This is a genomic window from Cobetia sp. PDI-12MA (assembly GCF_059507695.1).
In genome coordinates, this window is record NZ_CM183351.1 from 2,752,727 (window position 1) to 2,764,684 (window position 11,958).

The window sequence follows — 11,958 nt, forward strand, 5'->3', positions numbered from 1 at the left end:
GGTCACTTACTGAGCAGCCTTGGCCTTCTCGACGATGGCAGCAAAGGCAGCTTTTTCGTGAACCGCGATATCGGCGAGGACCTTGCGGTCGATCTCGATATTGGCCTTCTTCAGGCCAGCGATGAAGCGGCTGTAGGACATGCCATTGATGCGGGCCGCAGCGTTGATACGCGCGATCCACAGGGCACGGAACTGACGCTTGCGGACACGACGGTCACGGTAAGCGTACTGGCCGGCCTTGATGACAGCCTGCTTGGCTACGCGGAAGACGCGTGAACGCGCTCCGTAGTAACCCTTGGCCTGCTTCATGATCTTCTTGTGACGGCGACGTGCGACGACGCCACGCTTGACGCGGGACATAGCGTACTCCTGATATTAAGAAAGTTGGACCGAGGTAAGGACGGCTTACAGGTTCGGCAGCATGCGCTGGATCAGCGCCTTGTCTGCAGCGTGAACCTGCTTCATGCCACGCAGCTGACGCTTACGCTTGGTCGACTTCTTGGTCAGGATGTGGCTACGGAAGGACTGCTTGTGCTTGAAACCGTTGGCAGTCTTCTTGAAGCGCTTGGCAGCGCCGCGGTTAGTCTTGATCTTCGGCATGAGTATTAACTCCGCTCGGTTTCTTGAGAAAATCCAGGGCCGACAAAAAGAGCCACGCCCGCAGGCGTGACCCTGATATGTCCGTTCTACTGCCTATGGATCACTTCTTTTTCGGCGCGAGAATCATGATCATCTGACGACCTTCCATTTTCGGGAAGGACTCGACGGTCACGAGCTCCGAGAGGTCGCCGGCGATCCGTTCCATCAGCTTGCGGCCGATGTCCTGGTGCGCCATTTCGCGACCACGGAAGCGCAAGGTTACCTTACCCTTGTCTCCGCCTTCGATGAAGCGAGTCAGGTTGCGTAGCTTGACCTGATAATCGCCTTCATCGGTACCAGGACGGAATTTGACTTCCTTGACCTGGATCTGTTTCTGCTTCTTCTTCTGCAGATTCTTCTGTTTCTTTTCGTCGAAAAGAAACTTGCCGTAATCCATGATCTTGCAGACGATGGGATCGGCATTGGAAATCTGGACGAGGTCGAGCCCTGCCTCTTCGGCCTTGACAAGCGCATCCTTGGTTGACACTACGCCAACCTGCTCGCCATCTGCGTCGATGAGGCGGACTTCGTCCGCACGAATACGGTCATTGATGGGAGCCCGCTTTTCCTGGGGGCGTCCGCGCTGATTATTCCGCTTGATCGTTGCGTCTCCGTTTGGCTGAAATTCGTTACTGTCAGACCTGTTCTTCCTTCAGGCGTTCCATGAATTCTGAAACTTTCATGGTGCCGAGGTCTTCACCGGAACGGGTTCTGACAGCTACTGCATCAGCTTCCACTTCCTTGTCGCCAACGACGATGAGGTAAGGAACCTTCTGCAGAGTATGCTCACGGATTTTAAAGCCGATCTTCTCGTTCCTCAAGTCTGCTTTGACACGGATGTCATGTTTCTCGAGGCGGGAGACCAGATCCTTGGCATATTCTGCCTGGGAATCCGTGATATTCATCACGACAACCTGCTCAGGGGCGAGCCAGAATGGCATCGCGCCTGCGTGGTGCTCGATCAGGATGCCGAGGAAGCGCTCGAAGGAGCCGAGAATCGCGCGGTGCAACATGACCGGCATGCGACGCTCTCCACTTTCATCGACAAACTGGGCACTGAGACGCTCAGGCAGATTGAAGTCGAGCTGTAGAGTACCACACTGCCAGACACGATTCAGACAATCTCGCAGAGAGAATTCAATCTTTGGTCCATAGAAGGCGCCCTCACCCGGCTGCAGCTCCCACGGCAGGCCAGTCGCATCCAATGCTGCCTGCAGGCCAGCTTCGGCCTTGTCCCACGCTTCCGGCTCACCGATGAAGGATTCCGGCCGAGTGGAGAGCTTCAGCTCGACGTCTTCGAAGCCGAACTGACGGTAGACTTCCAGCGTCAGACGGATGAAGTCCTCGGCCTCGGACTCGACCTGATCCTCGGTACAGAAGATGTGGGCGTCGTCCTGGGTGAAGCCACGCACGCGCATCAGCCCATGCAGAGAGCCGGACGGTTCGTTGCGGTGGCAGGAGCCGAACTCGGCCAGACGCAGCGGCAGGTCACGGTAGCTCTTCAGACCCTGATTGAAGACCTGGACGTGGCACGGGCAGTTCATCGGCTTGACCGCGTACTCACGCTTCTCGGACTCGGTGGTGAACATCAGCTCGTTGTAATGCCCCCAGTGCCCGGATTTCTTCCAAAGCGAAAGATCGACCACCTGCGGTGTCTTGATCTCCTGGTAGCCATTGGCACGCTGGATACGGCGCATGTACTGCTCGAGCACCTGGTACATGGTCCAGCCATTCGGATGCCAGAACACCATGCCCGGCGCCTCTTCCTGCATATGGAAGAGGTCCAGCTTCTTGGCCAGCTTGCGGTGATCGCGCTTCTCGGCTTCCTCGAGACGCTTGAGGTAGGCCTTGAGCTGCTTCTTGTCCGGCCAAGCGGTGCCATAAATGCGGGTCAGCATCGGCTTGGTGGAATCACCACGCCAGTAGGCACCGGCCAGCTTGAGCAGCTGGAAGTGCTTGAGGTGGCGGGTATTCGGCACGTGCGGGCCGCGACACATGTCGGTGTATTCTTCGTGGTGGTAAAGACGGATGGTGTCGCCTTCGCCGATGCCCTCGATGATCTCCTGCTTGTACGGCTCATCGCGCTTCTCGAAAGCGGCCATGGCCTGGTCACGCGAGACATACTCACGCACCACATCGTACTCGCTGTCGATCAGCTGCTTCATGCGCTTCTCGATGGTCTCGAGATCTTCCGGGGTGACCGAACGGCCAAAGTCGATGTCGTAATAGAAACCGTCATCGATGACCGGGCCGATGGCCATCTTGGCCTCCGGGTAGAGCTGCTTGACGGCATGACCGATCAGGTGCGCGCAGGAGTGACGAATCACGTCCAGGCCTTCCGCATCACGCGCCGTGAGAATGGCGACGTTGGCGTCTTCGGTGATCATGTCAGCGGCATCGACCTCGACGCCATTGATCTTGCCGGCCACGCAGGCCTTGGCAAGACCGGGGCCGATGGACTCGGCCAGCTGCATCACGGAAATCGGGGTATCGAAGGTACGCTGGCTGCCGTCAGGCAGAGTAACGATAGGCATGAAGAATTCCTTGCGTTCAGTGGTGGCCCTTACCAAGGGTCACGTGAAGCGAATTTGGCCGAACGCGGGGCGCCGGCTCGAAATAGGGCAATGACGATCACACCCCTCACGCTACTGACCCCGGCCTACAATGCCTGGGGCGCCGCCCACCACCCCATGATGATCGAGTGACCAGTCAGGGTGTGGACACATAACGCGGGAACATGAGCGAGGCAAGACCTTAGCAGCCCGTTCAAAAGTCGTAAAGATACGCTTGAGCCACTGAAGACCATGCACGACACAGACGCAGACGGGGCGCCCTGAGGCGCCCCGTCTGATTCAGCTTACCGCGTTCGGCTTACTTGACTTCAGCAAGCTCGACACGACGGTTTTCGGCACGGCCTTCAGCGGTATCGTTGCTGGCGACCGGCTGCTCTTCACCGTAACCCACAGTCTGGATACGGTTGGTGTCAACACCTTCGGAAGCCAGGTAGGACTTCACGGAGTCAGCACGCTTCTGAGACAGCTGCTTGTTGTAGGAGTCAGAACCCACGGAGTCAGTGTGACCTTCGACGCGAACGCGGACGTTCTCGTTGGAGACCAGCTTGGCCGCCACACCGTTCAGCACTTTCTCGGCGTTGGCAGTCAGCTTGGCGGAGTCGAACTCGAAGTTCACGTCACGCAGGACGAGGTCAGCGACACAGCCCAGGGCATTGACCTTGGCGCCGGCCGGGGTATTCGGGCACTGGTCCTGGTAGTCCGGCACGCCGTCACCGTCGGAATCGAGCGGGCAGCCTTTCGCGTCAACAGTGACGCCGGCCGGAGTACCCGGGCACTGGTCCTTGTAGTCAGCAACGCCGTCACCGTCGGTGTCCAGCGGGCAGCCTTTCGCATCAACAGCGACGCCTGCCGGAGTCCCCGGGCATTGGTCACGGTCGTTCGGCACGCCGTCACCATCGTCATCCATGGACTTCGGAGCATCGTCAGCACACAGCAGTGCGCCAGCGGTCGCGCCGCCGACAGCACCCAGAGAAGCGCCGGTGTCTTCGTCGCTGTCACCAGAGACGCCGTAACCAATCCCGCCACCGATCAGGCCACCGGCCAGACCGCAGACGAACGGCTGGCTGTACCAGGGCTTCTCAGCAGATGAAGACTGGGAAGCAGAGCTTGCGCAGCCAGACAGGCCAACAACCAATGCAGAACCCAGAACCAGGCCAGTCGTAGATCTTTTCATGTAAGACTCCTTCTTAACACAGCGCAATATGTAACGAGGGTGTTACGTATCGACTCAGTATAAGAGCCGAACTCGTTACGATGAAAGGAATTTTATTCAAATCTTCCTTTAAGAAGAAAGCACATGCAGGTGCGTCCTTCCAGCTCTGATCGGGTCTGTTTCCCTTGAAAACGGTACCGATCCTCAGGCATACGTTGAAGGAAAACAGTGTTTTTTGCAACGTCGAAAAACTTTGACACTAACTGTATCAGATTGGCGACGCTGTAAAACCCCTGTTTTACTCTCTTCCAAGGTGCTGGCGTACCAGCCCCTCGAAAATCTCGACGCCGGGCGCCAACAGCGTATCAGGAAAATCGTAATCGGGGTGGTGGAGCCCCGGCATTTCCTCACCTGCGCCAAATGTGAACATGGCGGCATGGCAGTCTCGTGCCAGCACGCCAAAGTCCTCGGACCAACGATGCGCCTGGGGGAGTTCCACGCAATCAAGCCCTTGCTGCCGCGCCACACGGCGAATCATGTCATTCGCCTCAGGCGAATTCCAGGTCGCATCAAAGGTGTCACACCAGTCAACGTCGATACCCAGACGGTCTTCTTCCGCCTCGCTGCGCGCCAGTGACACGGCCGCTTCCGCCAGCGCCTTCATCATGTCATCGCTCTCGGTGCGCAGGGTGACCATCACCTCGGCATCGCCTGGCGAGGTACCGAACGCGACCTCGCCCAGGCGCGCATGGATCAGGGTCACCATCGCAAGTCCGGTTTCATCGGCAAATTGCAACGGCAGACGCGACAGGCCTTGCATGATGCGACACATGGCCATCGCCGGACTGCGACCGTTTTCCGGGTGGGCCGCATGCGCACAGAGCCCGGAAAGCCGCACGATCATGCCGCGCGAGGCACAGGTGAAGGCATGGTCGCGCACGCTGACTTCCCCGAGGGGACGCCCCGGCAAGTTATGACACGAGTAGAGATAATCCGGCTTGAGTGCGGCAAAGGCCTTGCTGCGCACGACGGCACGCGCCCCTTCGCCGGTTTCCTCGGCGGGCTGGAACAGCAACACCACCTCGCCCCTGGCGACCGGAGACGCCGTCAGGCGCTGCGCCACGCCCAGCATCCAGCTCATGTGGCCGTCATGGCCGCACAGGTGCCCGACATGCGGATGACAGGAGGACCAGTCGCCACGCGGCGCCTCATCGATGGGCAGAGCATCCAGCTCACAGCGCAGCATGACGCGCGGGCCTGGCTCGGCACCGCGGAAGATGGCGGCCAGACCATGCCCGCCCAGACCGCTGACCACCTCGGCGCCGGCCTCCTGCATCCAGCCGGCGATGCAGGCCGCCGTGGCGGCTTCCTGTCCGGAGAGTTCCGGTGAGCGGTGCAGTGCGTGACGCAGCTCGGCCAGCGGCGTACCCAGCAAGGAAAGTGTCGTGTTCATGCCTGCCTCTTGAAGACTCATCAGACGGCCTGCCCCAGATCTGCTGGAGAAGCGGGACACTTGCGCCCCAGGTAATGCTGATGCCAGAACTCCATGTTGCTCAACACGCGACTCGCCGCCAGCTGCAGCGACTCCGCCAGCGCTTCCTCGACGGCGATGCGCTCCTTGTCTTCGGCCAGGCGCTCACGCGGCGACAGCTCCTTGCGCGCCGAGTGTGTGTGCAGGTGTGAGACCCGCCCATGCAGTACACCGAAGACCGAGAGCACGTCATCTTCGGCCAGTGAGGTATCGAGAATCTCGATCAGTACCTTGCAGCGCAGACCGCCTTCCACCATGTCGACCTGCCCGGCTTGCATGGCGCGTGCGATGGCTTCGAGGCTTTCCAGACAGTTGGCGCGTGCCTGGATGAGCTCTTGCTCGCGGCGCGCTTCACGCACCTTGACCTCGCGACGCAGCTTGAGGGCATAGAACGCCAATCCCGCGATGATGATGATCGCGATGACGGCCAGAATGATGCTGATAGTCAGGGACATGCCTTTCTCCTGCGGTAAACAAGCCATGAGTATAGGGACTGCACACGCGACACCCAAGGCGGGGCACTGCGACCGATGACCACGCACTCCGCCCCAGCCCGAACCTTTCGTCAACAAAAGACCCCGCATCAGGGATACGGGGCCGGTCGTGTCATTCACTCATGCGCGCTTTTCTCTGTCGCACTCATGCTTCGCTCGGCACGCGAGCGGCCAGTCTGGCAGCGCAGACTTCACCGCCCCGTCATCAAGGCCTCGAAGCTGGCCTTGAGCTTGAGATTCTGCGCCTGATGCGAGTAATTGCGTGCCAGGCTGGCCAGCGCAGTGCTCAGCGCCTGCGTGTCGCTCTCGAGCAGATGGGTGCAGCGCTCGGCCCACTGCTGTGGCGTGGACCCTGCGGCCATGACCAGCTCAGGATAGTCATCGAGCAGCTCGGCCGAGCCGACCCGCGCATTGAGCAGCACAGGCGCGCCACAGGCCATCGCCTCCAGCGCGACACGTCCGAATTCCTCGATATGGGCCGGCATCACGAACAGGTCCAGCGCGCCGTAGAGCGTCTCGACCTCCGGGATGGTCGAGCGCCAGAGCATGCGCTCGGCGATGCCCGCCTCTCTGGCCTGCTGCTGGTAAGGCGCGGCATCATCCTTGCCTACCACCAGGAAACGATAGCGGCCCGGTGAGGCCTGCTCCATCAGCGCCGCCATCGCCACGAACCCTGCCACATTGCGCTTGGTGAAGTTGCCGGATGACACCAGACCGACCAGCAGCTCATCTTCGGCCACGCCCAACGCCTCACGCTGGGCGGTGCGCCCTGCGCGCGCACGCTCGACCGTGAATTGCACCGGGTCATAGCCCGGGTAGCTGATCTCGATCCTCTCAGGCGCGATACCGTAGCGCGCCATCAGATCCTCGCCCATCATGCGCGAATTGACCGCGACCTGACGGAACTTGCCACCCTTGAGCACGTGATCATGAATCGCCGCCACTTCGTGGTCGCGAGGCAGCTCACGGCCATGGATGCACTGCGAGGCAAGGTGCACGCAATTGTGCAGATAGACGGTATCCGGGCTTTCGCAGTCACCATGACTGATCAGCAGGTCGGGCGCATGACGGCTGGCCCAGGCCTGGACACGGCGATTGAACCAGAAACGACGATATGCCCCCTTGAAGGGCCACCGCCACAGGCGCACCAGCTCCGCGCCGTGGGAGCGAGCCAGTTCAGGCTTGCCGCGCTCGGCGAGTATCACCACGCGATAGCCCAGCGCGCGCAACGCATCCGCCTGTTCGAAGGCATTGCGGCTGGCACCGGTGTTCTTCTCGACCTGACGAATGGCGATCGCGGCCAGCTTGCCTGCATCAGTGCTCACGACGCCTCCTGCACACGACGCATGGAGTCACCGCGACCGACCGCGTAGTACATCAGGCCAGCGGCCTTCATGGCGGCGGGCTCGAACAGGTTGCGGCCATCGACCACCACCGGGAAGCCGAGCTGGGACTTCAGCCACTCGCCGTCCAGGGTGCGGAATTCCTTCCACTCGGTGCACACCACCAGCGCATCGGCACCCTTGACTGCCTGCTGACGGTCGGCGACCAGCACCAGATCGTCGCGCTCGCCGTAGATGCGGCGGCATTCCTTCATGGCTTCCGGGTCATAGGCCTGCACGGTCGCGCCAGCCGCCCACAGCGCTTCCATCAGCGTGCGGCTCGGCGCGTCGCGCATGTCATCGGTGTTGGGCTTGAAGGCCAGACCCCAGACGGCGATGGTCTTGCCCCTGAGGTCGCCATCGAAGGCCCGCGACAGCTTGTCGAACAGCGTGACCTTCTGGCGCTTGTTGACGGATTCCACGGCGGTGAGCAGCTCGGCGTCATAGCCGACCTGACTGGCGGTACGCGCCAGTGCCTGGACATCCTTCGGGAAGCAGGAGCCACCATAGCCACAACCGGGATAGATGAAGTGGTAGCCGATACGCGGGTCACTGCCGATGCCGCGGCGCACTTCCTCGATGTCCGCACCCAAGCGCTCGGCCAGGTTGGAGATCTCGTTCATGAAGCTGATCTTGGTCGCCAGCATGGCGTTGGCGGCGTACTTGGTCAGCTCGGCGGCGCGCACATCCATGAACATCAGCTTTTCATGGTTGCGGTTGTAGGGCGCGTAGCATTCGCGCATGCGCTCACGCACCGCTTCGGAATCGGTGCCGACCACGATGCGCGCGCCACGTGTGAAGTCCTCCAGCGCGGCGCCTTCCTTGAGGAATTCCGGGTTGGAGCAGACATCGAAGTCGACACTTTCGCCGCGCTCGGCAAGCACTTCAGTGACTCGCGCCGTGACACGGTCCGCCGTGCCCACCGGCACGGTGGACTTGTCGATGATGACCTTGTAGTCATTCATGTGCTCGCCGATGGTCTCGGCCACCGCAAGCACGTACTTGAGGTCGGCGCTGCCGTCTTCGTCCGGCGGTGTGCCCACGGCGATGAACTGCAGCACGCCGTGCTCGACGGCCTGACGGGCATCAGTGGTGAAGTTGAGACGGCCGGCCTCGACATTGCGCAGCACCATGCTCTCCAGCCCCGGCTCGAAGATGGGGATCTCGCCCTGCTTGAGGCCATCGATCTTGGCCGCGTCAACGTCCATGCAGATCACGTCATGGCCGACATCGGCCAGACAGGTGCCAGTCACCAGGCCTACGTAGCCTGTTCCGAAGACAGTGATTTTCATGTCAGTCCTTGAGAGTTTCTGAAGGTAATGAAGCAGGTGACAAGGTGAACGCCGACGAATCCTCTGGCGGCGTCACGCGGGAATCCGATTCTGGCGCTTGCCCATCGCGCGTCGCGCCCTGTCCGGACATGAACTCCGGACGCTCCAGCAGCTCGGTGGTCGCCTCGACCGCTTCCTCGAGCTCTTCGGCACCCGGCGCGAGAGGTCGGGAAAGAAAGTCCGACGGCAGGGCTTCATAGAAGTTCAATCGTCCCAGCTGGTCCAGCACCGGATGACGCTCACGCGGCTGATAGCAGACCGCCCAGGGCGACAGGCACGGCTTGTCACCGGAGAAGCGGATACCCATCCAGTCGCTGGCCAGATAGGGCAGATCAAAACTGGCGAAGGGCTCATCGGCGTTCGAGCGCAGGCGAGTCAGCTCACGCGCGGGATTGGGCGCCTGCCCCATCTGCCACAGCCATAGCGGAATGCGGTACGGTGCCTGGCTGGGGCGATCACCACCATGCACATAGGCGTCACTGAGCGGGTCATGCTCGAGGCCGTGGTCCGACAGATAGAGCACGCCAGCAGGCTGCCCTTCGAGGCGCTGGAAGACGCCCTCGATTATCTGATCCGTGAAGCGGATGCTGTCATCGTAGGCATCGGTCAGCGGCGAGCGGCTGTCCGGAGTCAGGAAATAGCGCAGTGAGTCCGGGTACTGCAGGCTGGCCGGCGGATGGCTGCCGTAGAGATGCAGCACGATCAGCCGCGGCCCCTCGACCTCGCGCGCCAGTGCCTCATCAAGTGCATCCAGCAAGCCGTCGTCATAGTCGGTCATGATGGTGCGAGCGATATCGGCACGCTGGGCGATGGCGGTGATCCAGGTGCGCTCGGAGGTGATATCGAGCCCCTGGCGGGACAGCCACTCGGTATGATAGCCGGCCTGATTGGCCAGCGAGATCAGGTTGGCGTCCAGATAGCGTGGCGAGAAGGTCCGCGGGTCAGTCAGGCTGGCCAGCATCGGTACCGCCAGCACGGTCTGCGGCGCCGGCGCGATGGCCTGATCGAAGACCACCAGCTCATCGCGGCGTGCATCGAGATTCGGCGTCGTGGCGCGGGAATAGCCATACAGCGACAGCTGATCGCGGCGCTGGGATTCGCCGATGATCAGGACGAAGACAGCATCCTCCGACACTTCGGGGCTGCGCGAGACGCCGCCGAAATCATAGTCATCCGCCATCAGCGCCTTGTAGCGTTCCTTCTCCCACCAGGCATGCGAGGTGGTGGCCAGATTCCACCCCGGCGAGACCGACAGCGTCGTGATGACCAACGGCACGCTGGCCCGCCCCCACTGCCAGCTACCGGCCAGCAGCATCAGCATCCAGAGCACGAAGGCGATTCCGCTGCGCCCACCCAGCCGGGCACGCGCCAACCCCGACCCGAAGCGATTGCCCAGTGACAGCGCCAGCAGGAAGAATCCCAGCGGAACGATCAGGGCCAGCGGGAATTTGAACAGCATCGCCATCGATTCGCTGCGACTGGTATCCAGCGAGCTGAGCGCAAAGGCCAGGCCGTAGCGGGAATCGTAATAGACGGCGCTGACCACACTTGCGGAGAGATTGACACCCAGCGCCGCCATCAGCCCCAGCGCCGGCCAACGCCAGCGCGGGCGATGGAGCGCTGCCAACAGACACGGCCACAGCAACAGGTTGCCGAACAGGATCAGGCCGCCCTCGAGCAGGCCGTGATAGATCAACGGCACCAGACTCGCCAGTAGGGACAGCATGATGGCGGAGATCACCCCAGCCCGCTTGCTCGCCTGATCTCTGCGCGCAAACAGGCGACGGATGAAGCGCTGCAGCAGGCCCTTCATGTGCGCCCTCGCCATGACATGAGTGCTTCAACCCTTGCGCGGGCCGATGGATGCACGAGCCGTCGAGCCCCGGCCACCCTCAGACGTCCAGCGCCTGGCGCCAGCGACCATCCGCTTGGCCACAGGCGATGAAGAAGGGATTCACCAGCGTATCGCGGGCGTTGTAGTCCAGACGACGCGGCTGTGCGGGCAATGACTCGGCATCGAAGACCTGGCCGCCGGCCGCTTCCAGCACGGCCTGTGCCGCCGCGGTGTCCCACTCGCTGGTCGGCGCGTAGCGCGGATAGAGATCCGCCTTGCCTTCCGCGATGCGACAGAACTTGAGCGAGCTGCCACAGCTGACATTCTCCACCGGTGCCAGGCGCTCGATCAGCGCCGCCGTGCGCGCATCGAGATGCGACTTGCTAGCCACGACTCTCAATACCTCCGGCTCCGGGCTGACCGCGATCTCGACACGCCCGGCGGCGTCTTCCCGGAAGGCCCCCACGCCGGCAAGCCCGCTCCAGGTCGTCTCCAGTACCGGCGCATCCACTACGCCCAGCACACTTCGCGACCCTTGGATCAGGGCCACGTTGACGGTGTATTCACCGCTGCCGGTGACGAATTCGCGCGTGCCATCCAGCGGATCGACCAGCCAGAAGGTCTGCCAGTCACGCCGCGCCACGATATCGGCCTTGTCGCTCTCTTCCGAGAGCACCGGAATCTGCGGTGCCAGACGGGCCAGCCCCTCGACCAGCACATGATGCGCCGCCATATCCGCCGCCGTGACGGGACTGTCATCCGCCTTGGCGCGCGTGCCGAGCTCTCCCCCACGGGCGACGGCGAGTATCGCCTGCCCCGCTTCACGGCAAAGCTGTTCAATGGCCGTCAGCAGTTCAAGATCGGGGGTGACATCAGACTGGATCATGGGGGGCTCGCAGAGAATTCGAAGGAGTCGGCATGGGCCCTTGGGCCCGCCATCATCATACGCAAAAGCGGCCGCGGATGCTGCCCGCGACCGCTTCGAGAGGTCTTCACACAAGCGCCGTCAACTCAAGCTCGG

At 61.9% G+C, this 11,958-nt stretch carries 11 protein-coding genes; all 11 read right to left on the reverse strand.

From position 1 onward, the window contains the following. Nucleotides 1–6: 6 nt before the first annotated feature. Nucleotides 7–360, reverse strand: coding sequence for a 50S ribosomal protein L20 (rplT, locus tag AC5WNI_RS11760; protein ID WP_043335644.1), 354 nt, complete (start codon nucleotides 358–360; stop codon nucleotides 7–9). A 45-nt stretch (nucleotides 361–405) separates the two neighbouring features. Beyond that, complete coding sequence (gene rpmI / locus AC5WNI_RS11765; RefSeq protein WP_043335648.1) at nucleotides 406–600, reverse strand: 50S ribosomal protein L35; 195 nt, start codon at nucleotides 598–600, stop codon at nucleotides 406–408. A 100-nt stretch (nucleotides 601–700) separates the two neighbouring features. Beyond that, a complete protein-coding gene (gene infC, locus AC5WNI_RS11770) occupies nucleotides 701–1,240 on the reverse strand; it encodes a translation initiation factor IF-3 (RefSeq protein ID WP_082388253.1) in 540 nt (179 codons plus the stop codon). 34 nt (nucleotides 1,241–1,274) lie between these two features. Further along, nucleotides 1,275–3,173 carry a threonine--tRNA ligase gene (gene thrS, locus AC5WNI_RS11775; protein WP_175089331.1) on the reverse strand — a complete coding sequence of 633 codons (1,899 nt, stop codon included), beginning with the start codon at nucleotides 3,171–3,173 and terminating at the stop codon, nucleotides 1,275–1,277. Between the two features lie 337 nt (nucleotides 3,174–3,510). Then, nucleotides 3,511–4,386 carry an OmpA family protein gene (locus AC5WNI_RS11780; protein ID WP_368449567.1) on the reverse strand — a complete coding sequence of 292 codons (876 nt, stop codon included), beginning with the start codon at nucleotides 4,384–4,386 and terminating at the stop codon, nucleotides 3,511–3,513. A 277-nt stretch (nucleotides 4,387–4,663) separates the two neighbouring features. After that, nucleotides 4,664–5,818, reverse strand: a complete 1,155-nt coding sequence (locus tag AC5WNI_RS11785; RefSeq protein ID WP_175089328.1) for an amidohydrolase — start codon at nucleotides 5,816–5,818, stop codon at nucleotides 4,664–4,666. A 20-nt stretch (nucleotides 5,819–5,838) separates the two neighbouring features. Further along, the gene (locus tag AC5WNI_RS11790) at nucleotides 5,839–6,351 is read right to left on the reverse strand and encodes a DUF2489 domain-containing protein (RefSeq protein ID WP_368449569.1); all 513 of its coding nucleotides are present in this window, start codon (nucleotides 6,349–6,351) and stop codon (nucleotides 5,839–5,841) included. Nucleotides 6,352–6,581: 230 nt separating this feature from the next. Continuing rightward, complete coding sequence (locus tag AC5WNI_RS11795; RefSeq protein WP_175089324.1) at nucleotides 6,582–7,715, reverse strand: glycosyltransferase family 4 protein; 1,134 nt, start codon at nucleotides 7,713–7,715, stop codon at nucleotides 6,582–6,584. Then, nucleotides 7,712–9,064, reverse strand: coding sequence for a UDP-glucose dehydrogenase family protein (locus AC5WNI_RS11800; RefSeq protein WP_282627780.1), 1,353 nt, complete (start codon nucleotides 9,062–9,064; stop codon nucleotides 7,712–7,714). Before AC5WNI_RS11800 ends, AC5WNI_RS11795 begins: the two co-directional genes overlap by 4 nt. Nucleotide 9,065: 1 nt before the next feature. After that, nucleotides 9,066–10,916, reverse strand: coding sequence for a sulfatase-like hydrolase/transferase (locus AC5WNI_RS11805; protein WP_368449571.1), 1,851 nt, complete (start codon nucleotides 10,914–10,916; stop codon nucleotides 9,066–9,068). 79 nt (nucleotides 10,917–10,995) lie between these two features. Next, nucleotides 10,996–11,823, reverse strand: a complete 828-nt coding sequence (gene cysQ / locus AC5WNI_RS11810; RefSeq protein WP_175088649.1) for a 3'(2'),5'-bisphosphate nucleotidase CysQ — start codon at nucleotides 11,821–11,823, stop codon at nucleotides 10,996–10,998. Between the last annotated feature and the right edge of the window lie 135 nt (nucleotides 11,824–11,958).

What these genes read in the sequence shown, in the direction of transcription:
- rplT (WP_043335644.1), bottom strand. Translation starts at nt 360, where the DNA reads ATGTCCCGCGTCAAGCGTGGCGTCGTCGCACGTCGCCGTCACAAGAAG.
- rpmI (WP_043335648.1), bottom strand. Translation starts at nt 600, where the DNA reads ATGCCGAAGATCAAGACTAACCGCGGCGCTGCCAAGCGCTTCAAGAAG.
- thrS (WP_175089331.1), bottom strand. Translation starts at nt 3,173, where the DNA reads ATGCCTATCGTTACTCTGCCTGACGGCAGCCAGCGTACCTTCGATACC.
- AC5WNI_RS11780 (WP_368449567.1), bottom strand. Translation starts at nt 4,386, where the DNA reads ATGAAAAGATCTACGACTGGCCTGGTTCTGGGTTCTGCATTGGTTGTT.
- AC5WNI_RS11785 (WP_175089328.1), bottom strand. Translation starts at nt 5,818, where the DNA reads ATGAACACGACACTTTCCTTGCTGGGTACGCCGCTGGCCGAGCTGCGT.
- AC5WNI_RS11790 (WP_368449569.1), bottom strand. Translation starts at nt 6,351, where the DNA reads ATGTCCCTGACTATCAGCATCATTCTGGCCGTCATCGCGATCATCATC.
- AC5WNI_RS11800 (WP_282627780.1), bottom strand. Translation starts at nt 9,064, where the DNA reads ATGAAAATCACTGTCTTCGGAACAGGCTACGTAGGCCTGGTGACTGGC.
- AC5WNI_RS11805 (WP_368449571.1), bottom strand. Translation starts at nt 10,916, where the DNA reads ATGAAGGGCCTGCTGCAGCGCTTCATCCGTCGCCTGTTTGCGCGCAGA.
- cysQ (WP_175088649.1), bottom strand. Translation starts at nt 11,823, where the DNA reads ATGATCCAGTCTGATGTCACCCCCGATCTTGAACTGCTGACGGCCATT.